We start from the raw sequence: 22,111 nt of genomic DNA on the forward strand, positions 1-22,111 counted from the left end.
AAACCACGCTGGTCGGTCACCCCCCCACACCCGTCCATCCCGAGCGAAGTCGAGGGCCCCTTCGAGCGAAGCCGAGAAGCCCACATCGCCCCTTGGCTACGCTCGGGGAAAGGCCCCCGACTGCGCTCGGGATGGACGGGGGGCGTGAGGTAGTTCGGAGGACAGGAGTTCGAAGGCCCGCACCCCCCCCGTTCGGTTCGAGCCTGTCGAGAACCCGACCCAACCCCCAAACCCCGTTCGGTTCGAGCCTGTCGAGAACTTAGCGCAGCGTTCTCGACAGGCTCGAACCAAACGGGCTGGTGCTTAGTCACCCCCCGGCATGAAAATGGTCATGGATCGCCCGCGCCATTGCCGCCGACACCCCCGGCGCGCGCTGCAGATCCTCCAGCGCCGCCGCGCGCACCGCCTTGGCGGTCCCGAAATGCATCAGCAGCGCCTTCTTCCGCGCCGGGCCGATCCCCGGCACGTCGTCCAGCGGGTTCGCCGTGAACGCCTTCGCCCGCTTCGCCCGGTGCGCGCCGATCGCAAAGCGGTGCGCTTCGTCGCGCAGCCGTTGCAGGAAGAACAGCACCGGCGAATTGAGCGGCAACATCGACTCGCGCCCGCCCGGCATGTGGAAATGCTCGCGCCCCGCATTGCGGTCCGGCCCCTTGCTGATCCCGACGACGGGCACGTCCTGCACCCCCATTTCCTCCAGCACCGCGCACACCGCCGACAGCTGCCCCTTGCCGCCGTCGATCAGCAACAAGTCCGGCCACTCGCCGCTCGTCCGCTCCGGGTCCTCCTTCTCCAGCCGCGCGAACCGGCGCTCCAGCACCTCGCGCATCATCGCGAAATCGTCGCCTGCCGCCGTCTCCGGCCGCTTGATGTTGAACTTGCGGTACGCGCCCTTCCGGAACCCCTCCGGCCCTGCGACGATCATCGCGCCGACCATGTTGGTGCCCATGATATGACTGTTGTCGTACACTTCGATGCGCCCCGGCGGCCCCTCAAGCTCGAACAGGTCGGCCACCTCGGACAGCAGCTTCCCCTGCGTCGTCGACTCCGCCAGCCGCCGGTCCAGTGCCTCGATCGCGTTGCGGCTCGCCTGCGCGACCAGCTTCACCTGGTCGCCGCGCTGTGGCTGCTTCAGCTGCACCTTGCGCTCCGCCTTCTCGGTCAGCGCCGCCTCGATCAGCACCGCCTCCGGCAGCACGCGGTCGAGCAGCACCAGCTTGGGCGGCGGCACCTCCTCGTAGAACTGCATCAGGAACCCGGCGAGCACCTCCTCCTCCGGCACCTCGGCCGTGTGTGCGGGGAAGAAGCTGCGATGCCCCCAATTCTGCCCGCCGCGGATGAAGAACGCCTGGATCCCCATCACGCCCGACCGGTTGGCCAGCGCGAAGACATCCGCGTCGCCGATCCCCTCCGCATTGATTGCCTGCGTCCCCTGGATGAACGTCAGCGCGCGCAACCGGTCGCGCAAAATTGTCGCCAGCTCGTAATCCATCGCCTCGGCAGCGACCGACATCTGCTCGCCCAGCTTCTTCTGCACCTGCGTCGACTTGCCGCCCAGGAACGCCTTCGCGTCGCTCACCAGCTCGGCATAGTCCTCCTTGGCGATCCGGTCGACGCACGGCGCGGAACAGCGTTTGATCTGGTGCAGCAGGCACGGCCGCGACCGGTTGGCGAAGAAACTGTCGGTGCAGGACCTGAGCAAAAACAGCTTCTGCAACGCGTTCAACGTACGCGTGACGGACCCCGCACTGGCGAACGGCCCATAATATTGCCCGACCGCACGGCGCGCGCCACGATGCTTCTGCACCCGCGGAAACGCATGATCCTCACGCAGCAGGATGAACGGGAAACTCTTATCGTCGCGCAGCAGGACGTTGTACGGCGGCCGATACCGCTTGATCAGCTGCGCCTCCAGCAGCAGCGCCTCCGACTCCGTGTTGGTCGTCACGATCGTCATCGACCGCGTCTGCGCCACCATCCGCGCGATGCGTTTGGGCAGGCGCGACACCTGCACATAATTGCCGACGCGGTTCTTCAGCGCCTTCGCCTTGCCGACATACAGCACGTCGCCCTTGGCGTCCTGCATCCGGTACACGCCGGGCCGCAGCGGCAGCGTCGCCAGCACGTTCCGGATCGCCGCCACCCCCGCCTCGATATCGGGCGCATCGCTCCCCCGGACGGTAAAGGCGGATTTCTCCTCGTTGAAACGGTCGGTGCTGCTGGTCGTATCGCTCACCCCCGCGATCTAGGGACCAGGACACGAAACGGGAAGCCCCGGGAGGAAGTGCCGGTCAGGAACACATGAAGCCCCTCTCCTGCAGGGGAGGGGCTATGAAGAATCCCAACGTCATCCCGGACTTGATCCGGGATCCCGCTTCTCCACCAAGCCTAACCCCACAACCGATCGGAAATCCCCTCCAGATACGCCGCCGCCCGCCGCGCCGCCCCCGGATCGTACAAAGCCTGCAACCGCCCCACATCCAGCCGCCGCGCCTCGGCCACAACCTCCCGCCACCGCGCATTCGACCCCGGCCAGTTCGGCAACGCCACCGCCGCCCCCACATCGCCCAGCCGCTCCGATTTCCGCAGCTGCTCGTCGAAATAGCGCCACTCCGGCGCGCACAGATAAGGCCGCCCCACCCGCGCGATCTCGTGCACCGTATTGTCGCCGGCCGACGCGATCACCACGTCCGCCGCCGCCAGATACTCCGTCACGTCCGGCACCCAGCCCAGTTCGCGCAGATTGCCGAAATCGGTCTCGTGTCCCTCGCGGTGCACCGGCCCCAGCACCAGCCACAGCGTATCGGGCAACGCCCGCGCCGCCATCGTCAGCGGCGCATAGGGCGTCCCCGCCCCGCCCCCGCCGGTCAGCACGACGATGATGTCCTGTGCCGGGTCCAGCCCCAGCTTGACCCGCGCCGCCGCCTTGTCCGGCACCGGCGCCAGCGTGGTGCACAGCCCGCCGGTGTAGCAGGTCCGCGCCCGCGCCCAGGCCGGATAATCGTCCTGCTCGATCGCCGCGTCATAGGGCGCCAGCATCCCGACGCACGCCTGATACGCCCCCAGATGCCCCGGATCCATCCGGTCGCCATGCATCCGGACCGTCACCGCCGGCATGCTCGCGATCCGCGCGAGCAGCCCAAGCTCGGCCGAAACATCGATCACGAACAGCGTCGGGTCCGCATCGTCCAGATGATCGATGATCGTCCGCATCGTCCGCCGCGTCTTCTCCACGCCCAGCGGAACGCAGTGCATCACATCCGGCGTCGCCTCCGCGAACAGCGCCGCCGTCGGCACCGGCGCGCCGATCATGTCGGGCAGTTCCACGATCTTGATCGGCCGGTCATACCCGTCGAACAGCGAAGGCTTCGCCGTCATCACCGTCACCCGCCGCGCCGGGCTCATCTCCGAAATGATCGCCCGCGCCCGGTTCGCATGCCCGCGCCCCTGATGATGGATGAAGAAACTGATCGGCCGCTCGGTCAAAGGATGCCCCCCGCAATATCCCTCCACCTACCGCATCGCTTGGTCGGCACGCCAGCGGGATCCAAGCCTGAAACCCGAACCCGACACCAACCCCGTTCGGTTCGAGCCTGTCGAGAACGCCGCACCACGTTCTTTCCAGACAGTTTCAAACGCTCCCCCCTAAACCCCGTCCATCCCGAGCGAGGTCGAAGGACCCTTCGACCGCAGTCGAGACGCCCACATCACCCCTCGGCTACGCTCGGGGAAGCGTGCCTCGACTGCGCTCGGCATGGACGGGGTTTGGCGGTAGCGTTCAACCTGGTCGACAAGCTCGAACCAAACGGGGCGGGAATAACCAAACCCCTTGCCCACACCCCCCGCGCCATGCTTCCAGCTTGGCAATGACCACACGCAGCCTCTTCGCCACGCGCTTCTACGAAGGCGCCCTCGCCGACGCGGACCTCCTGGAGGAACTCGACCACAGCTGCCGCACACTGGCGCAGGACGATCGCGCCGGCCGCGCCTGGTGCAAGGCGAAGGGCTATCCCGGCTACACCAGCTACGCCTCGCTCGACGACCTGCCCATGCGCGACCCCGCCTTCGCCGACCTGAAACGCAAGCTAGATGCCCACGTCCAGCGCTTCGCCACCGAATCGTTCATGGATCTCGGCGGGCGGAAGCTGAAACTCGACAGCCTCTGGGTCAACGTCCTGAAACCCGCCGGCATGCACAGCGGCCACCTCCATCCGGGCAGCGTCGTGTCCGGCACGGTCTACATCGCCGTCCCGCCCGGCGCCGGCCCGCTGAAGCTGGAGGACCCCCGCCTCCCCATGATGATGGCCGCCCCGCAACGCACCGACAATGCGCCCGAGGACAGCCAGACCTTCGTCTACGCCCGGCCCGAACCCGGCAGCATCTTCCTCTGGGAAAGCTGGCTCCGCCACGAAGTCGCCCCCGGGACGGCGAAGTCGGAACGGATCAGCGTGAGCTTCAACTACCGGCGGTGAGTGGAGACCGCACGACGTTTCGCGCACCTCGAACGGTTCTCAAAACACTCAAACAGGTCCCCGGCCTTCGCCAGGGAACGGAACCTGAGCACAAGAAACCGCCCATCCCGAGCGAAGTCGAGGGACTCTTCGAGCGAAGCCGAGAAGCCAACAACACCCCGAGACAGACCTCCGGGGAAACTACCTGGCCCTCACAGGCATCAAACGGGACCCGGACACAAAAGCCGAACCGGCAAACAATACAAACCCCCGTTTGGTTCGAGCCTGTCGAGAACCCCGCGCGGAGTTCTCGACAGGCTCGAACCAAACGGAACTCAGATCTAAAAAGCCACCGAAACCAGTCCGGAGCCCCGGATCCTACTGAAAATTATCCGAATAGGCCTGCAGCTTCAGCTTCCGCGGCTGTAGCGGGATGATCGTCGTCTCCAGCCCATTCCGCGCCGCATAAGCCTGCGCGGCCTCCAGCGTGGGAAAGGTCAGGCTGATCTGCCCGTTGGTGTCGCCCGACCCGGCCCAGCCGGTCAGCGGGTCCGGCACCTTGCGTTCGGCCGGTTCATGTTCCAGCACCCATTGCCCGGTCCGCGCGCGTCCCGAACTCATGCTGCTCTTCGCCCGCTGGTAGATCCGCGCCTTGCCCATGGTCCGTCCGATCGCCTCGATAGTCGCGCACGGCCATGCCCCGCCCGACGTTCCAGCGTCAAGGCCGCCGATATCGTCCCGCCCCCGGTCCCGCCGCCCTGCTCCTGCGGCTTGCGACCGCCCCGATATCCGCATACCCCCTGCCGCGACACTGCTTTCGGGGGAAACACGCGTGATCCAGACCGTAGAGACCATAGCGTTCGACGACCAGAAACCCGGCACGTCCGGCCTGCGCAAGAAGGTCCGCGTCTTCGCCCAGCCGCATTATGCGCAGAATTTCATCCAGTCGGTGTTCGACAGCCTGTCCGACTTCGCCGGCAAGACGCTCGTGATCGGCGGCGACGGGCGCTATTTCAACCGCGACGTTATCCAGGTCGCGATCCGCATGGCCGCCGCCAACGGGTTCGGCGCGGTGCTCGTCGGGCGCGGCGGCATCCTGTCCACGCCCGCCGCATCGCACATGATCCGCCTGCACCACGCCTATGGCGGGCTCATTCTGTCGGCCAGCCACAATCCCGGCGGCCCGGACGAGGATTTCGGGATCAAGTATAATATCGGCAATGGCGGCCCTGCGCCCGAGGCGATCACCGACGCCATCTTTGCCCGCACGAAGACGATCGACCGCTACCTGACGATGGACACCCCCGACGTCGATCTCGACCGCGACGGCGATACGCGGGTCGGCACCATGCGCGTCCGTATCGTCGATCCGGTGACGGACTATGCCGATCTGATGGAGACGTTGTTCGATTTCGGCGCGATCCGCGCGATGATCGCGTCCGGCACGCGGCTGTCGTTCGATGCGATGCACGCGGTCACCGGCCCCTACGCTACCGAAATCCTCGAATGCCGGCTGGGCGCCGCCCCCGGCACCGTCGTCAACGGCACGCCGCTGCCCGATTTCGGCGGGCACCATCCCGATCCCAACCTCGTCCACGCGCACGAACTCCACGCGCGCATGATGGCCCCCGACGCGCCCGATTTCGGCGCCGCGTCGGACGGCGACGGCGACCGCAACCTCATCATCGGCCGCGACATCTTCGTCACGCCGTCCGATTCGCTCGCGCTGCTCGCCGCCAACGCGCACCTCGCGCCGGCCTATGCGAAGGGCCTCGCCGGGATCGCGCGCTCGATGCCCACCAGCCAGGCGGCCGATCGCGTCGCCGCCGCGCTCGGCATCCCCGCCTATGAAACCCCCACCGGCTGGAAATTCTTCGGCACGCTGCTCGACGCCGGCCTCGTCACCCTCTGTGGCGAGGAAAGCGCCGGCACCGGCTCCGACCATGTCCGCGAAAAGGACGGGCTGTGGGCGGTGCTGCTATGGCTCAACATCCTCGCCGTCCGCGGGCAGAGCGTGGCCGACATCGTCCACGACCATTGGGCGCGCCACGGCCGCAACTATTATGCGCGTCACGATTATGAAGGCGTCCCCACCGCCGGTGCCGACGCGCTGATGGCCGCGCTGCGTGCGCGGCTCGTCACCCTGCCGGGAACGACCGTCGAGGGCCTGACCGTCGCCACCGCCGACGACTTCGCCTATACCGATCCGACGGACGGATCGGTCAGCCGCAACCAGGGTATCCGCATCCTGTTCGATGGCGGATCGCGCATCGTGTTCCGGCTCTCCGGCACCGGAACCGAAGGCGCCACGCTGCGCGTCTATCTCGAACGCTACGAACCGGCGGACGGCACGCTCGACCACGCCGTCGCCGACGCCCTCGCCCCGCTCATCGCTGCGGCAGAAGCGCTGGCCGGCATCACGGCGCACACCGGCCGAACCGAACCCGACGTCATCACCTGACCCGACCGTCCCCCTCCCCCCACCGGGGGGAGGGCGGGGTAGCTTGGAAAGACCGCGTCCCAACCGCGACCGCACGCCTTTCCGCGTGCAAAATCGCCTCGCCTGCCGTACAGGAAAGGGCTATGGAAAAGCCCCGCCTCGTTCTCCGCGCCCCCGCCGCGGCCGTCGTGCCCGACGACGTCGTCACGCCGGTCCCGCCGGTCGTCACCACCGCCATCGCGCGCAAGCTCTGCCTTCAGGCCACCTACAACAAGACGTCGATCCGCATCGCGCCGCACGTCCTCTACACGCGGCACGACGATCCGATCCTTGACGCGGTCGTGCTGGAACGCGACGGCGCGCGCCCCAAGCTCATCAAGCTCGGCGCCTTCCGTCTCTCGGGTCTGACCGACCTGGCGCTAACTTCCTTCCCCTTCACCCGCCACCCCGCCTTCGACGCCGACAACCCGGCCTATGCCGACACCGTTATCCTGATGGCGACGCCGGGCTGACCGTCCAAGCGACGTGAGGCCGAGGCCGGTTCCATCGTCGCGCCTCGTCCGGCGTGATGATCCCGCCGAAAAACCGCGCTTCCCGAGCGCAGTCGAGACGCCCTACGGCACCGCAGGGAACATCGGCAGGCAGTGCAAAGCCCCAAGCGCATTTGGTTACATTGAAGTCGGCTCAGCACACCGTCATCCCGGATCAAGTCCGCGACGACGGGCGGTCAAACCTGATCGCTCCTGACGCCAGACCATGATCGTGTCGAAAGACTTGCTCCTCCACCCCATTTGGTTCGAGCCGGGTAACCGGCGCTAAGCCCGCTGCCGCCCCAGCTCCGCCGGGACACCCCGCTCCGCCACACGATACCCGTTCCGCCCCGCCGCCTTTACGGCATAGAGCGCGGCGTCGGCGGCGGCGAAGACCGCTTCCGGATCGTAGCGCCACGGGTCGTCCGGCCGCGCGATGCCGATCGATCCGCGCACCTCCAGCATCCGGCCGTTCCACGGGATCGGCACGCCCAGCGCCGCCAGATAGCGCGCCACCCGGCGTTCCAGCCGGTCCCCGTCCGCTCCGTCCGCATGCAGCAGCACCGCGAACTCGTCGCCGCCGATCCGCGCCACCATTTCCGCGTCGGCGAACCCGGTCGCCAGCCGTTCCGCCGCCGCGCGCAGGCACGCATCGCCGGCGTCGTGGCCCAGCCGGTCGTTCACCTGCTTGAACCCGTCCAGGTCCAGCAACAGCAGCGCCCCCAGCGGCCGCACCGACGCCGTATCCAGGAACCGGTTCTGGAACAGCGCCCGGTTGGCAAGGCCGGTCAGCGCGTCCTGCTCCGCCATGCGGCGCATCGCGTCCCATCGCAGGCGTTCGTCGGTCACGTCCTGTTTCAACCCGTAAAGCCGCACCGCACGTCCACCCCGGACCACCACGTCGCCGGTCAGCCGCAGCCACCGCCGCGCTCCGTCCGTACGCACGATCTCCGCGTCGATCCGCATCGGGCGGCAGCGGCGGATCGCATCGCTGCGGACCCGTTCCAGCAGCTCGCGTGATTCCTCGCTATATTGTCCGATCATCTCGGCCCGCACCGCCGGCCGCGACGGGCACAGCCCGAACATGTCGTACACCGCGTCCGTCCAGGACAGCCGGTCGTCGGCCAGGTCGCATTCCCACGCGCCGAACCCGGCCAGCGCCGCCGCGCGGCACATCAGACTGGCCTCGGGCCGTTCGCCCATTGCCCCAATATCAGCCCTCACCGCCGGACAGCCCCCGAGATACTTCATCCACCGCCCGGCAGACTAGATCGGATGGGTTAACGAAAACGTCGGGTGGCGCGGCGACGTTACGGTCAGCTGCCCGAAACGCTCTCGCACGCCTTGATCGCGCCCGGTTCCGGCCGCGGTCCGCGCGCCTCGTACATCGCCAGATAACCGCCGGCCGACGGCATTGCCCGCCGCTCGACCCGGACATAGCCCACCGCCGCGAATTCGCAGTCGAGCAGTGCCGGCGGAGTCCCGTGGTTCTGCGTCAGTCGGTCGGCATCCACCACCACCACGCGCCCGCCCGCCCGCAACGCCGGCCGCAATCGCCACAGAAACTCGTACGGCGTTTCTATCTCGTGATACATGTGAACCAGGAACACCCGGTCGAAACTATTCTCGGGCAGCTTCGGATCGGCCGGCGTGCCCAGCTTCACGCTGACCATGTCCAGCGCCTCGCGCGTCACGCGCTCGGCCAGCTTGTCGCGCGTCGCCGGCTGGATATCCTCCGCCAGCACGCGGCCTTCCGCCCCCACCCGCTGCGCCAGCCGGATCGTGTAATATCCCTCGCCCGCGCCGATATCGGCCACGGTCATGCCCTTGCGCACGCCGGAATAGTCCATGACCGTGTCCGCCTCGCGCAACCGGTCGCGCTCCTCCTCGTTCGACCACCGGTCGGATACGATCGCCGCGACAGGCCGGTGCGCGTCGGGGAACGCCCCGGGCTTCACCTTCGCGTCCGGCGCGGCCGGGGGCGCGGCCGCCCCGCACGCCGCCACCATCAGCAGCCCCGACAGCGCGATCGCCGTGCGCATCACTCGACGTCCTCCACATCCACTTCCTCGCCGGTCACGCGCTGCGACAGTGCGGCCGCCATGAACTTGTCCAGGTCGCCGTCCAGCACGTCGCCCGGCGCGGTGGACGTCACCCCGGTGCGCAGGTCCTTCACCAGCTGATAGGGTTGCAGGACATAGGATCGGATCTGGTGGCCCCAGCCGATCTCGGTCTTGGCGGCATAGCCTTCGTCGGCCGCCGCCTCGCGGATCGCCAGCTCGCGCTCGTACATCCGGGCCTTCAGCTGCTTCAGCGCCTCCGCCTTGTTCTTGTGCTGGCTGCGCTGGTTCTGGCACGCCACAATGATCCCGGTCGGCAGATGGGTGATCCGCACCGCGGAATCGGTGGTGTTCACATGCTGTCCGCCGGACCCCGACGCGCGGTACGTGTCGATCTTCAGGTCCTTGTCCAGCACCTCGATGTCGATGTCGTCGTCGACCTCCGGATACACCCAGACGCTGGCAAAGCTCGTGTGCCGCCGCGCCGCGCTGTCATACGGGCTGATCCGCACCAGGCGGTGAACGCCGCTCTCGGTCTTGGCATAGCCATAGGCATTCTCGCCCTTGACCAGGATGGTGGCGGACTTGATGCCCGCCTGCTCGCCCGAATGATGGTCGATCAGCTCGACCTTCAGCCCCCGCCGCTCGGCCCAGCGCGTGTACATGCGGCTCAGCATCCCCGCCCAGTCCTGGCTCTCGGTCCCGCCCGCGCCGGCGTTCACCTCGATATAGCTGTTGTTGCCGTCCGCCTCACCCGCCAGCAGCGCGGTCACCTTGTCGCGCTCCGCCCGCTCGGCCAGCGCGCCCAGGCTGGCGATGCCGTCGTTCACCATCGCGGCGTCGCCTTCGCCCTCGGCCATATCGATCAGCTCGATCGTGTCGGCCAGCTCGCCCTCGATCGCGCGGGTCGCGTTGACGGCTTCGTCCAGCCGGCGGCGTTCGCGCATCACCTCCTGCGCGGCCTTCGGGTCGTTCCACAGCGTCGGGTCCTCGACGCGGTTGTTCAGCTCCTCCAGGCGGCGGAGCGCGCGGTCCCAATCGAGGAAACGGCGGAGCAACGCCAATGCGGCGTTGATCTGGTCGGCGTGGGCTTGCGCTTCGGCGCGCATGACGGTTCTCCGGTACGGTCGCGGCGCCCGCATGGGGCTCGTCCGCGCAATCTTCCGCAGATAGGGGAATCGCCCATGGTTCCGCAACCCGCGACATCGCCCGGCCGCCTGCACGATGCCGCTTTCGCACTGGCGCAACACCGCGGAAAGGATAGGCTCGCCACCGGGTCTGGGGGATGTGCAATGCGGTGTCGCCGTCTGGTGGGAATGCTTTCGGTCGCCGCGCTGCTTTCGGCCTGCGGCGGCGGCGGCGGCGGACGCAACGCACCCGTCACCGGTGGCAACGGCGGCGGTATCGCGACGTCCAACCCCACGCCCGGCCCCACCCCCCCACCCGTCGCCGGCACCGGCGGGGGCTGCTCGTTGCGCGAACGGCAGGATTGGGCCGCCGCCCAGTTGCGCGAATGGTATCTGTTTCCCGAAACGCTGCCCACCACGTTCGATCCCACGCCCTTCGGCTCGGTCGATACCTATGTCGATGCGCTCACCGCCACCGCGCGCGGGCAACGCCGCGACCGGTTCTTCACCTACCTCACCTCGATCAGGGAGGAGGATGCGTTCTACGCCTCCGGGGCCAGCGCGGGCTTCGGCATCCGCCTGTCGGTCGGGGGCGACGGGCGGCAGGTCTTCATCAACGAAACCTTCGAAGGCACGCCCGCAGCCGCGGCCGGCATCGATCGCGGCGACGAGATACTGGCGATCGGCAGCAGCGACACGCCCCTGCGATCGATTCCCGAATATCTGAACTTCGGCGGTCCCGATCCGATCGCCGTGGCGCTCGGCGAAGACCGCGTCGGCGTCACTCGCACGCTCCGAATCCGCAATGCCGCCGGCACGCGCCTCGTGACGCTTGCCAAAGCGGACTATGACATCCCGCCGGTCTCCAGCCGCTACGGCGCGCGGGTGCTGACCGACGGCGGGCGGCGTGTCGGCTACATCAATCTGCGCACCTTCATTGCCAGCGCCGATCCCGCGTTGCGTGCCGCCTTCGCCGGGTTCCGGCGCGACGGCATCACCGACGTCATCGTCGACCTTCGCTACAATGGCGGCGGGCTGATCTCGATCGCCGAACTGATGGTCGATCTGCTCGGCCGCGACCGCACGACCAGTGACGTCCAGGGCTATACCAGCTTCCGCCCCGAAAAGGCGTCGAACGACATCGTCCGCTTCTTTGAGCGGCAACCCGAATCGATCGCGCCCACCCGCGTGGCGTTCATCGGCACCGGCGGCACCGCATCGGCCAGCGAATTGGTCGTCAACGCCTTCACCCCCTATCTACGCGGCCGGTCCGCGCTGATCGGCGGCAACACCTTCGGCAAGCCAGTCGGCCAGATCGCCCTGGATCGACCGGCCTGTGACGATCGGCTGCGCGTCGTGGCGATCGCGGTGCAGAACAGCGCGCGCTCCGCCGCCTATTTCGACGGTCTGGCCGCCACGGTGGGGGCCAGCTGCGCCGCCGGCGACGACCTCGCCTTCCCGCTCGGCGACCCACGCGAATCGAGCGTCGCCCGCGCGCTCGACTTCCTCGCCGCGCGCCCCTGCACCCCCATCTCCCCCACCCCGTCCGCCACCGCCGGCCTGTCCGGCCGCGCGCTCGGCGGCATGGAACTGCTGATGCCATCGACCCCCACCGCCGCCCAGCGCGAGGTTCCGGGGCTGTTCTAGAAAACGACCGAAAGCCCTACCCCACCGGGGGAGGGAGAACCCCGACAACCGCGCCGAAAAACATGCCCGATGCGAACTACCGGCCGGCCTTTCCGGATAATTCGACCGACGACCGTACCAAGCCTGAAGTCCGTGGCATGACCTAGGCCCCTCTCCTTCGGGGGAGGGGTTGGGGTGGGGGCAACAGCACCACACCTCCAACGTCACCAGCTTGAAGCGGTCGGCCCCGCCCCAACACCTCCCATGAAGGAAAGGGGCTTCTTGCCCTCCGAACCGACCGACCGACCGAAGACCCGGCCCTCAGTAGATCCCGCCCTGCTGCTGCAGGAAATCCGTATCGCGTGCGCGCTGCGCCCGGCGCTGCATCACGGCATCGGCCGCGTCGGGCGTCGGCTTCGGCCGGTTGCGTGCCACGATCGAGGAACGGCGGATCGACCGGCGTGGCTCGCTTTCAGGCTTGAACGCTTCCCAGATCACCGACGCCAGCGGGTCGTTCGTCGGCCACGCGCCATACACCTTGCGCCCCGATTTCCGGTCGATCCGCACCATCCGGATTCCCGGCGGCGCCTTGAACGGCACGACCGGCATGTCCGCCATCGCTTGCCTTGCGAACTGCTTGAAGATCGGCGCGGCCAGCGTGCCGCCCTGGGCATAGCCGCCCATCGGCCGCGGCTTGTCGAACCCCATATATACGCCCGCCACCAGATCCTGCGATCCGCCCACGAACCACACGTTGGTCGGCCCGGTCGACGTGCCCGTCTTGCCGAACAGCGGGCGGTTCAGGTCGCGCAGCGTCGTCGCGGTCCCGCGCTGCACCACGCCTTCCAGGATATGCACCGTCTGGTACGCGGTCATCGCGTCCATCGCCTGCTTGGTCCGCATCCGCGGGCGCGGCATCGGCTTGCCGTCCCAGTCCTTCATGTTGCACCGCTCGCACGGCCGCATGTCGGCGCGGAAGATCGTCTTGCCGTGCCGGTCCTGGATCAGGTCGATCAGCGTGGGTTTCAGCGCGCGCCCCTGGTTGGCCAGCATCGCATAGGCGTTGGTCAGCTTGGCCACCGTCGTGTCGCCCGCGCCCAGCGAGATCGCCAGCACCGCCGGGTAGATGCCGATGTCCATGGCCTTGGCGGTCGCCACCACCTTCTTCATGCCGGTCTGCGATGCCGCGCGCACCGTCATCAGGTTGCGCGACTGTTCCACGCCCCAGCGCATGGTCTGCAGGCCCGCACCCCGCGCGCCGCCGAAATTGACGAAGCATTTCCTGCCCAGCCGCGCGGACTGGTACACGCAGAACGGCGCATCCATGATCATCGACGCCGGCGTCATCCCAGCGTCCAGCGCGCTGGCATAGACGAACGGCTTGAAGCTCGACCCCGGCTGGCGCATCGCCTGCGTCGCGCGGTTGAAACTGTTGCCGCGTTCGTCGAACCCGCCCTGCATCGCCAGCACGCGGCCGGTATGCGGGTCCTCTGCCACCATTGCGCCTGAAATCTCCGGCACGTTGCGCAACAGCCAGTCCGCACCCTGCCGCTTCACCGCGATGATGTCGCCCGGCTTCATGTACCGGAACGCCGTGCCGCCGATCCCGCGGCGCGGCATGGTCGCGCCCCACGCGGGCAGCGTGCCCGTCGATCCGTCCGTGAAACCGATCGTGGCACTGCTGCCGGCCTTGTCCAGCACCACCGCGGACCGCCAGTCGTCATAGCCGACCCCCACATTGGCGCGCACCAGTCCCGATCGCCATGCGCCGCCCTCGCCCAGTTCGGCCGCGTCGATCGTCGCGATCGCACCGCGCCATCCGCGTCCGGCATCGTACCGCATCAGCCCGTCGCGCAACGCGTCCTCCGCCGCCTTCTGCACCTTGGGGTCGAGCGAGGTGCGCACCCACAGCCCGCCATCATAGACGCTGTACGGCCCCCTGTCGGATTTCTCGCCGTACCGGCCGATCAGGTCCCGGCGGACGTCCTCCAGGAAATATCCGCCGGCCGGCCGTTTGGGCGGGCGCGCCTTGGCGACAGTGCCGAGCGGCGCCGCATCCGCCGCCGCACGCTGCGCCGCGGTAATGTATCCGTTCGCCTGCATCTGGCGCAGCACATAGCCGCGCCGGGTCAGCGCCCGGTCGGCATGCCGTTCGGGCGTCAGCGTCGAGGGTGCCTTCGGCAGCACCGCCAGATACGCCGCCTCCGGCAGGGTCAGCTGGCCGACATCCTTGTCGAAATAGGCGCGCGCCGCGGACTGCACGCCATAGGCGTTCCGCCCCAGGAAGATCTGGTTCAGGTAGATTTCGAGGATCTGCGGCTTGGTCAGCACGCCCTCGATCCGGCGCGCCAATATGGCCTCGCGGATCTTGCGCGTCGGCGAATATTCGTCGCCGACCAGCAGGTTCTTGGCCACCTGCTGCGTGATCGTCGATCCGCCCCGCGCCCGTTCGCCCGACCCCAGCTTGGTCAGATATTCGAATATGCCGTTGCCGAACGCCAGATAGTCGATCCCGCCATGGTCGAAGAACGTCTTGTCCTCCGCCGACAGGAACGCGCCGACCAGCACCTTCGGAAACTCGTCGAACGACAGCTCGACCCGTCGCTCGCGCACGAACGCATAGACCGGCTGCCCGTTGATATCGCGCACGTTGGTCGGCAGCGGCGGCTCATAGGCCAGCAGGCTCTCCGCCGACGGCAGGTCGCGCGCGAACAGCATCCAGAACCCGCCCGCCGCGACACCGGCCAGCAACAGCAGCACCGCGATCACCCGCACCCAGCGCCGCGCGAACAGCCCCCGCACCCGCCCCGGCCCACGCCGCAACCGCACGTGCATCGATTCCGCTGTCTCGTCCATCGCGCGCCGGTCTAGGGGAGCGATGGGTACATTACCAGACGAAGCGGACCCGTCCGGAACATCGAAAAAACCCCTTCCCTTTCAAACGAGTGGGTTGGGGTGGGGCTGACCGCATCAGCAGCACGATCCCCAAGGTCAGACCAAACCCTATCGCGAAGCCATCCGGCGCGCGAAGTACGCCGTCACCGCGCTCGTCACCCCATCCGCGATCGCCGCCCGCCCGTCGGACGAGAACAGGAACTTCGAATCCTCGATATTGCTCATATACCCGGTTTCGAGCAGCACGGACGGCACGTCGGGCGCCTTCAGCACCGCGAACGCCGCGAACCGGTGGTAGCTCGACCGGAACGGCACGCTGGGCGCCATCTCGCGCTGCATCAGCGTCGCGAAACTCGACGACATGTTCATCGACTCGCGCTGCGCCAGGTCGACCAGGATGGACGATACGTCCGGCGGTGCATTGCCCAGGTTCACGCCGTTCAGCACGTCGGACCGGTTCTCGCGCGCCGCCAGCCGCGCCGCCACCTGGTCCGACGCCACTTCGGACAGCGTATAGATGCTCGCCCCACGCGCCAAGTCGGCCGGCGCGCTGTCCGCGTGGATCGAAATGAACAGGTCCGCCTTCAGCCGGCGGGCGATCTCGCGCCGTTCCTGCAATACCAGGAACCGGTCGTCGTCGCGGGTCAGCGCCACCCGCACGCGGCCCGTGGCGACCAGTGCGTCGCGGATCGCGCGCGCGATGGCCAGCGCCGCGTCCTTCTCCTTCCGCCCGCCATAGACGCTGATCGCGCCGGGATCATGCCCGCCATGCCCCGGGTCGATCACCACCAGCGGTCGGTTGGTGCCCCGTCCGCCGCGGATCGGCGGTGCCGCATAGGGGACATAGGGCCGCGCCGGTTCCAGCGGCACGACGATCGCGCCGTTCTCGGTGGCGGGCGACGCGTTGCGGAACCCGACCTGCGTGAACAGCGTGCGCGCCCGTTCGCGCACGGCTTCGGCAAAGCTGCGTTTGCTGGCCGGGGCCACCGACAGCGTCAGCGACCGGCCGTCCGTCGCCAGCGCCGCGTCGGTCACGATCGTCGGCGTCGCCAGGTCGAACACCACGCGCGCCGTATCGGCATCCCGCTGCCCCCCGCGCGCGCGGCTGACGAAGCCGTCTGTCGCCACCGCCGGCAGCTTTGCCGCGCGCGCGCCGACGATATCCAGCGCGATCCGCTGCGGCTCGTCCAGCAGGAACATCCGTGCGCCTTCCACGGCATCGTCGAACCGCAGCGTCAGGCTGTCATACCCCACGTCGACCGCACTGATCGTCGCGGCCGGGGCGGTGGACGGGGCCAGCAGCGCAAGAGCGACGGCGGCAAAAAGGGTCATGCCGCGATCCTGCCCCCGCGATCGTCGCGAAGTCCAGCCGATTCGCGAATCGTTACGATGGGAATTGCGGGAAAACATGCAGCACGCCTAGCCATCCGACCTATCCCGATGGTGAACCGAAATGGTTAACGTACTGTTTGCCATCGTGTCGCCACAAAGTCGCGACGTGCCGCATCGCTTGTGCGGCGGGACGTGCGATGCTAGCACGCGGGTGGCTCGGTCGGACTGCGCCTCGCGTCCGACGCGGGGCCCCGCCCGGACCGCTGGGGCGCCCATGTCGGTGCGGCCCCGTCCGACCAGGTTGACGTGCTCGATGATCCATTCCGCCCCGTTGTCCGACAGCCGCCCTTGCGGGTGCTGTGCGTCGGTCCGGGACGATGGCTGCGGCACGAACGCATTCCATACCCCTTCGCAGATGCCGGCGCCGGACCTGTCCGTGCCGACGGCCTGCCCACTAGATTGCGCGCCGCCGCGGCCCTGCCCGCCGGCCCTGCGCGCCAGGAGACTTCACAATGACAATGCGCATGCTGATCGACGCGCGCCACCGGGAAGAAACCCGCGTGGCCGTGGTCAACGGACACCGGATCGAGGAATTCGACTTCGAGTCCGCGGAACGCAAGCAGCTCAAGGGTAATATCTACCTCGCCAAGGTAACGCGGGTCGAACCGTCGCTCCAGGCGGCGTTCATCGATTACGGCGGCAACCGGCACGGTTTCCTCGCCTTCTCCGAAATCCACCCGGATTACTACCAGATCCCGAAGGAAGACCGCGACGCGCTGCTCGCCGAAGAGGCCGAGCATGCCGCCGAGGAGGAGCGCCTGCGCGGGAACGACCAGGACGACGACGATCTGGACGACGAGGACGGCGACGAGCCGGCCCCGCGCGCCGACCATGACAGCGATGACGAGGACGAGGACGGCGAACCCGTCGCCGCCTCGACCCCGCTCGAAGGCGGCGCGGGCGACGATCATGCTGTCGACAATCTGCGTGAGAAGCGCACGAACCTGCGCCACCGCTACAAGATCCAGGACGTCATCCGCCGCCGTCAGGTGCTGCTCGTCCAGGTCGTGAAGGAAGAACGCGGCAACAAGGGCGCGGCACTCACCACCTATCTGTCGCTCGCCGGCCGCTATTGCGTGCTGATGCCCAACACGTCGCACGGCGGCGGCATCAGCCGGAAGATCTCCAACGGTGCGGATCGCAAGCGGCTGAAGTCGATCATGGCCGATCTGGCGCTGCCGTCCACCATGGGCTGCATCGTCCGCACTGCGGGCCTCCAGCGCAGCCGGACCGAGATCAAGCGCGACTTCGACTATCTCGCCCGGCTGTGGGACGAGATCCGCGAGAACACGCTGAAGTCCGCTGCGCCGGCACTCGTCTACGGCGACAGCGACCTCATCAAGCGCGCGATCCGCGACATCTACAACCGCGACATCGAAGAGGTGATCGTGGAAGGCGAGGAAGGCTACCGCCAGGCCCGCCAATATATGAAGCTGCTCTCGCCCGCCGCGGCGAAGAAGGTGAAGCTCTACATCGACACCGTGCCGCTGTTCCAGCGCGGCGGGGTCGAGGAACAGCTTTCGGCCATGTACAATCCGGTCGTCCAGTTGAAGTCCGGCGGCTATCTGGTCATCAATCCGACCGAGGCGCTGGTGTCGATCGACATCAACTCCGGCCGTTCGACCCGCGAACACAACATCGAACAGACCGCACTCTCGACCAACCTCGAGGCCGCGAACGAGATCGCCCGCCAGCTGCGCCTGCGCGACATGGCCGGCCTTGTGGTCATCGATTTCATCGACATGGAATCGAACGGCAACAACAAGAAGGTCGAACGCGCGATGAAGGAAGCGCTGAAGAACGATCGCGCCCGCATCCAGGTCGGCCGGATCAGCAGCTTCGGCCTGTTCGAAATGAGCCGCCAGCGGATCCGCACCGGCGTACTCGAGGCCTCCACCCGCACCTGTCCGCATTGCGACGGCACGGGCCTCGTCCGCACCGCATCGTCGGCCGGCCTGTCCGCGCTGCGCATGCTGGAGGATGAGGCCGCGCGCGGTCGCGGGTCGCAGCTCGTGCTGCGCGCCAGCCAGGAAGCGGCGTTCTACGTCCTCAACCGCAAGCGCCACGAACTCGCCGAGATCGAGGATCGCTACGGCGTGCTGATCGAAATCTGCCCCGACGGGCAGCTCGAAGGCGCGCGCATGGCCGTCGAAAGCCACGGCCCCCCGCCCGCACACCCGCCGCGCATCCCCGTCCTGCCGCCGATGGAGGCCGAGGACGAAGAGGATTATGGCGAGGAGGAAGAGGATATCGAGGAGGAGACCCCCGAGATCGAGGAGGTCGAAGCCCGCGAGGACCGTCCGCGCCGCGAAGGTCGCGAGGAACGCAGCGGCGAAGGTGGTCGCAAGCGTCGCCGTCGCCGTCGTGGTGGCCGTCGCGAGGATGGCGAGGGCAACGATGCGGACACCGCAGCCGACCAGCCCGCGGGCGAAGGTCAGACGACCGACGCCGACGTGCTCGTCGCGGTGGACGACGTCCCGCTCGAGGATCGCGACGCCGCCGACGCGACGCACGCCAACGCCGATCTCGACACTGCCGTTCACGGCGATGCGGGCAATGACGAGGACGGCGACAGCCGCCGCCGTCGTGGCCGTCGCGGACGCCGCGGTGGTCGTCGCAACCGGCAGGAGGATGGCGGCGACGTCGTCCAACCGACCGCCGCGACCGACGGCATCGATGGCGAAGTCGGGTCCGACGACATGTCCGAGGCAGGCTATGAGGCGAGCGCCGCCAGCAGCATACTGGCCGACGCAACCGTCGATCAGGTCGCGCTGGACGATGTCGCCCCGGCAACGGTCGTTCCGGCCCCCGTCGCCGACCTGCCCGAGACCGCTGCGGTCGAGGAAGCCGAGGCCGGGGAGGACCGTCCGCGCACCCGCCGCCGGCCCCGCGCCCGTCGCGACGACGGCACCGCCACGGTCGCGCAGACCGCGGCACCCGTCGCCGCACCTGCGCTGCTCGTCGCGGTCCCGGCCGAACCGCTGCCGTCCGACGCCGTCGCGCTCGACGCCGTCCCGGACGTCGATGCGGATACGGAAGTCGCGCCGAAGCCGCGCCGCGCCCGTCGCCGCAAGGCCGACGCCGTGACCGAGCCGGTCGCCGAGCCAGCCGTGGAAGCGCCGGTGGAACCCGTCGCCGCCCCCGCCGAACCGGTGGAGCCGGACGCCCCCGCGGATACGGTTGCCGACGCCGCACCCAAGGCCCGCCGCCCGCGCCGCAAGAAGGCCGACGCAGCGGAAACCGCGGACGTCACGCCGGAACCCGTAGCCGAGGCACCGGCCCCCCGCGCACCCCGCGCCCCGCGCACCCGCAAGGCCGCGCCCGAGGCCGAAGTCGTGGTCGTGGCCCCGACGCCGGAACCGGAGGCCGCTCAGCAGGCGGATGCCCAGCCGCAGGAGCCGACTTCGCCTGAAAACCAGGAAGGCAGCCCCCGCCGCGGCTGGTGGCAGCGCACCTTCGGCGCCTGACGCACCCGGAAAGCCCTCTCCCCTCCGGGGAGAGGGTACGGAGAGCGGAGCAACGCCCGTGGCGAGGTTCGACCAGGCCACACGCAGAACCCACCGCCGCCCCACCCAGAAAAGCCCCCCACCCAATCCTCCCCCCCGATGGGGGGAGGGCCGGGGGGGCTTAGGCTGGAAAGACCCGCGTCACCTCAAAGGCCCCAAACCCACCCCCTTCACCCCCATCCCCACACGCGCTAAAACCCGGCGCATGCTCACCCCCCGTTCACCCGCCCCCGGCCACACGGCACGGCGATGACCCACCCCCTCCGCCTCGCCATCGCGGCACTGCTCGCAATAACGCTCGCGGTACAGCCCGTCGCCGCCCAGTCCGTCCTGCGTGATGCCGAGACGGAAGCCTTCCTCAACGAACTCGCGCAACCGATCGGCGTTGCCGCCGGCCTGCGGCAAGGTGCGCTCAAGATCGTCCTGCTCGGCGATCCGTCGATCAACGCGTTCGTCGCGGGCGGCCAGATCGTCTACATCCACAGCGGCCTCATCATGGCCGCGGACAACGCGTCCGAGGTTCAGGGCGTCATCGCGCATGAGGTCGGCCATATCGCCGGCGGCCACATCATCCGCGGCGGCGAAATGGCGAAGGCGGCCGGCGGCATCAGCATCCTTTCGCTACTCGTCGGTGTCGCCGCGATGGCGGCCGGTGCGGGATCGGCGGGCATGGCCGCGATGGCTGCGGGGCAGCAGGCCGCGCTGGGCCGCTACCTCTCCTTCTCCCGCGCGCAGGAATCGAGCGCCGACGCCGCCGGTTCCGGCTTCCTGCGCACCGCCCATCTGTCGGGCAAGGGCATGCTCAGCTTCTTCGGCAAGCTGCGGCAGGAAGAATATCGCTACGCCTCCAGCTACCGCAAGACCGACCCGTTCCAGCAGACCCACCCCATGTCCGCCGAACGCCAGGCCACGCTGGAGGGCGACATCACCAAATCGCCCTATTTCGCCGTCCCGACCGATCCGGCGCTGGAGGCGCGGTTCCAGCGGATCAAGGGCAAGCTGTTCGGCTTCACCCAGGATCCGCCGGTCACCATGGCGAAATATCCGGAGAGCAACCAGACCGCGCAGGCGCGCTATGCCCGCACCTATGCCTGGCACCGCGGCGCCTACCCGGACCGTGCGGTGAAGGAGATCGACAAGCTCGTCGCTTCCGCGCCGCACGATCCCTATTATCTTGAACTGAAGGGACAGGTGCTGCTCGAATCCGGCCGGCCGAGGGAAGCGATCCCGCCGCTGCGCGAAGCCGTCGCCGAACGGCCCGACCAGCCGCTGATCGCCGCCACGCTGGGCCATGCGCTGATCGCGACCGAGGATCCTGCGCAATTGCCGGAGGCCAAGCGCGTCCTGCGCGTCGCGGTGCAACGCGACGACGAGAACCCCTTCGCCTGGTACCAGCTCGGCCTCATCTATGCGGGCGAAGGCGATACCGCCCGCGCCATGCTCGCCAGCGCCGAACGCTACAGCATGCAGGGCGAAACCCGCCTCGCCATGCAGAATGCGGAAGCCGCGATGAAAGGCATCCCCCCCGGCACTCCCGACTATATCCGCGCACAGGACATCGCCATGGCCACCCGCGGCGAATCCGAACGCCGCCGCCGCTAACGCCTTCTCCTGCTCCCTCCCCCACCGGAGGGGGGGGCCGGGGCGGCGGACGTAGGCCGGAAAGGCTCCCCACCCAGACTCCACGGAAAAGTCCTCTCCCCTTCGGGGAGAGGGTGGGGAGAGGGGCGGTGGCCTGACCCAACCGCCCCTTGCAACCCGACAGCACGTTCCGCGAAACGCCCCGCCCGCAAACCTCAACGACCTTCCCACGTCCTCCCACACCCGCTACGCCGCCCGAAACCGACAGGACCCCCGCGTTGCCCGACCCGACCACCCCCATCGACCCCGCCCCGCCCGGTACGGACCGCATCGCCCCCGTCCTGCGCACCATCGGCCGCGGCCTGGCGCGCGGCGCCGACGCCGTCCGGCGCGGGGTGGAGGCGCTCGACGTGCCGATGCGGCTGGCCGACGCGCGCGAAGACATCCGCGCGCTCGAAATCGATCGCCACGCCGCCGCACTCGCGCGCAAGGGCGGGTCCGCCGCG

Annotated in this window: 15 protein-coding genes; 7 read left to right on the plus strand and 8 right to left on the minus strand. The window is 68.6% G+C overall.

Annotated elements, in window-relative coordinates:
• Window positions 1–307: 307 nt before the first annotated feature.
• Together uvrC and BKY59_RS03405 are read right to left on the minus strand one after the other, a co-directional pair.
• Window positions 308–2,233, minus strand: coding sequence for an excinuclease ABC subunit UvrC (gene uvrC, locus BKY59_RS03400; RefSeq protein WP_076068686.1), 1,926 nt, complete (start codon window positions 2,231–2,233; stop codon window positions 308–310).
• A 152-nt stretch (window positions 2,234–2,385) separates the two neighbouring features.
• Window positions 2,386–3,483 carry a glycosyltransferase gene (locus BKY59_RS03405; RefSeq protein ID WP_076068687.1) on the minus strand — a complete coding sequence of 366 codons (1,098 nt, stop codon included), beginning with the start codon at window positions 3,481–3,483 and terminating at the stop codon, window positions 2,386–2,388.
• A gap of 380 nt (window positions 3,484–3,863) precedes the next feature.
• Here BKY59_RS03405 and BKY59_RS03410 point away from each other — a divergent pair, with 380 nt between their 5' ends.
• Window positions 3,864–4,469, plus strand: a complete 606-nt coding sequence (locus BKY59_RS03410) for a TIGR02466 family protein (protein WP_076068688.1) — start codon at window positions 3,864–3,866, stop codon at window positions 4,467–4,469.
• A gap of 357 nt (window positions 4,470–4,826) precedes the next feature.
• Here BKY59_RS03410 and BKY59_RS03415 read toward each other — a convergent pair whose 3' ends face one another.
• The gene (locus BKY59_RS03415) at window positions 4,827–5,108 is read right to left on the minus strand and encodes an ETC complex I subunit (protein ID WP_076068689.1); all 282 of its coding nucleotides are present in this window, start codon (window positions 5,106–5,108) and stop codon (window positions 4,827–4,829) included.
• 172 nt (window positions 5,109–5,280) lie between these two features.
• Between BKY59_RS03415 and BKY59_RS03420 the strand changes: the two genes are divergently transcribed.
• Window positions 5,281–6,909 carry an alpha-D-glucose phosphate-specific phosphoglucomutase gene (locus BKY59_RS03420; RefSeq protein WP_076068690.1) on the plus strand — a complete coding sequence of 543 codons (1,629 nt, stop codon included), beginning with the start codon at window positions 5,281–5,283 and terminating at the stop codon, window positions 6,907–6,909.
• Window positions 6,910–7,031: 122 nt separating this feature from the next.
• The gene (locus BKY59_RS03425; RefSeq protein ID WP_240499937.1) at window positions 7,032–7,400 is read left to right on the plus strand and encodes a WYL domain-containing protein; all 369 of its coding nucleotides are present in this window, start codon (window positions 7,032–7,034) and stop codon (window positions 7,398–7,400) included.
• A gap of 303 nt (window positions 7,401–7,703) precedes the next feature.
• Here BKY59_RS03425 and BKY59_RS03430 read toward each other — a convergent pair whose 3' ends face one another.
• The 3 genes from BKY59_RS03430 to prfB form a co-directional block, all read right to left on the minus strand.
• Complete coding sequence (locus BKY59_RS03430) at window positions 7,704–8,621, minus strand: diguanylate cyclase domain-containing protein (protein WP_240499938.1); 918 nt, start codon at window positions 8,619–8,621, stop codon at window positions 7,704–7,706.
• A gap of 113 nt (window positions 8,622–8,734) precedes the next feature.
• Window positions 8,735–9,460, minus strand: a complete 726-nt coding sequence (locus BKY59_RS03435; RefSeq protein ID WP_076068691.1) for a class I SAM-dependent methyltransferase — start codon at window positions 9,458–9,460, stop codon at window positions 8,735–8,737.
• Complete coding sequence (gene prfB / locus BKY59_RS03440; protein ID WP_076068692.1) at window positions 9,460–10,587, minus strand: peptide chain release factor 2; 1,128 nt, start codon at window positions 10,585–10,587, stop codon at window positions 9,460–9,462. The genes BKY59_RS03435 and prfB overlap by 1 nt, the downstream gene beginning before the upstream one ends.
• Window positions 10,588–10,794: 207 nt before the next feature.
• On the opposite strand from prfB, the gene BKY59_RS03445 reads away from it, so the two are divergent.
• Window positions 10,795–12,252, plus strand: a complete 1,458-nt coding sequence (locus BKY59_RS03445; protein ID WP_083671846.1) for a S41 family peptidase — start codon at window positions 10,795–10,797, stop codon at window positions 12,250–12,252.
• A gap of 300 nt (window positions 12,253–12,552) precedes the next feature.
• On the opposite strand, the gene BKY59_RS03450 is transcribed toward BKY59_RS03445, so the two are convergent.
• Both BKY59_RS03450 and BKY59_RS03455 read right to left on the minus strand, forming a co-directional pair.
• Window positions 12,553–15,087, minus strand: coding sequence for a penicillin-binding protein 1A (locus BKY59_RS03450; protein ID WP_076068693.1), 2,535 nt, complete (start codon window positions 15,085–15,087; stop codon window positions 12,553–12,555).
• A 147-nt stretch (window positions 15,088–15,234) separates the two neighbouring features.
• Window positions 15,235–16,458, minus strand: a complete 1,224-nt coding sequence (locus tag BKY59_RS03455) for an N-acetylmuramoyl-L-alanine amidase (protein ID WP_076068694.1) — start codon at window positions 16,456–16,458, stop codon at window positions 15,235–15,237.
• Window positions 16,459–16,970: 512 nt separating this feature from the next.
• Here BKY59_RS03455 and BKY59_RS03460 point away from each other — a divergent pair.
• From BKY59_RS03460 to BKY59_RS03470, 3 genes are all read left to right on the plus strand, one after another.
• Entirely contained in the window at window positions 16,971–19,985 is a 3,015-nt protein-coding gene (locus BKY59_RS03460) for an Rne/Rng family ribonuclease (protein ID WP_240499939.1), read from the plus strand.
• Window positions 19,986–20,273: 288 nt separating this feature from the next.
• Window positions 20,274–21,626, plus strand: coding sequence for a M48 family metalloprotease (locus tag BKY59_RS03465; protein WP_076068695.1), 1,353 nt, complete (start codon window positions 20,274–20,276; stop codon window positions 21,624–21,626).
• Window positions 21,627–21,883: 257 nt separating this feature from the next.
• Window positions 21,884–22,111: hypothetical protein (locus BKY59_RS03470; protein ID WP_129586175.1), on the plus strand; the 228-nt coding region annotated here is incomplete at its 3' end.

It is taken from the genome of Sphingomonas montana, assembly GCF_001956315.1.
Lineage (GTDB): Bacteria > Pseudomonadota > Alphaproteobacteria > Sphingomonadales > Sphingomonadaceae > Sphingomonas_R > Sphingomonas_R montana.

Excerpts from the sequence above, each read along its gene's own strand:
- BKY59_RS03410 (WP_076068688.1), top strand. The coding sequence starts at position 3,864 with ATGACCACACGCAGCCTCTTCGCCACGCGCTTCTACGAAGGCGCCCTC.
- BKY59_RS03415 (WP_076068689.1), bottom strand. The coding sequence starts at position 5,108 with ATGGGCAAGGCGCGGATCTACCAGCGGGCGAAGAGCAGCATGAGTTCG.
- BKY59_RS03425 (WP_240499937.1), top strand. The coding sequence starts at position 7,032 with ATGGAAAAGCCCCGCCTCGTTCTCCGCGCCCCCGCCGCGGCCGTCGTG.
- BKY59_RS03430 (WP_240499938.1), bottom strand. The coding sequence starts at position 8,621 with ATGGGCGAACGGCCCGAGGCCAGTCTGATGTGCCGCGCGGCGGCGCTG.
- BKY59_RS03435 (WP_076068691.1), bottom strand. The coding sequence starts at position 9,460 with ATGCGCACGGCGATCGCGCTGTCGGGGCTGCTGATGGTGGCGGCGTGC.
- prfB (WP_076068692.1), bottom strand. The coding sequence starts at position 10,587 with ATGCGCGCCGAAGCGCAAGCCCACGCCGACCAGATCAACGCCGCATTG.
- BKY59_RS03445 (WP_083671846.1), top strand. The coding sequence starts at position 10,795 with ATGCTTTCGGTCGCCGCGCTGCTTTCGGCCTGCGGCGGCGGCGGCGGC.
- BKY59_RS03450 (WP_076068693.1), bottom strand. The coding sequence starts at position 15,087 with ATGGACGAGACAGCGGAATCGATGCACGTGCGGTTGCGGCGTGGGCCG.
- BKY59_RS03455 (WP_076068694.1), bottom strand. The coding sequence starts at position 16,458 with ATGACCCTTTTTGCCGCCGTCGCTCTTGCGCTGCTGGCCCCGTCCACC.
- BKY59_RS03460 (WP_240499939.1), top strand. The coding sequence starts at position 16,971 with ATGACAATGCGCATGCTGATCGACGCGCGCCACCGGGAAGAAACCCGC.
- BKY59_RS03465 (WP_076068695.1), top strand. The coding sequence starts at position 20,274 with ATGACCCACCCCCTCCGCCTCGCCATCGCGGCACTGCTCGCAATAACG.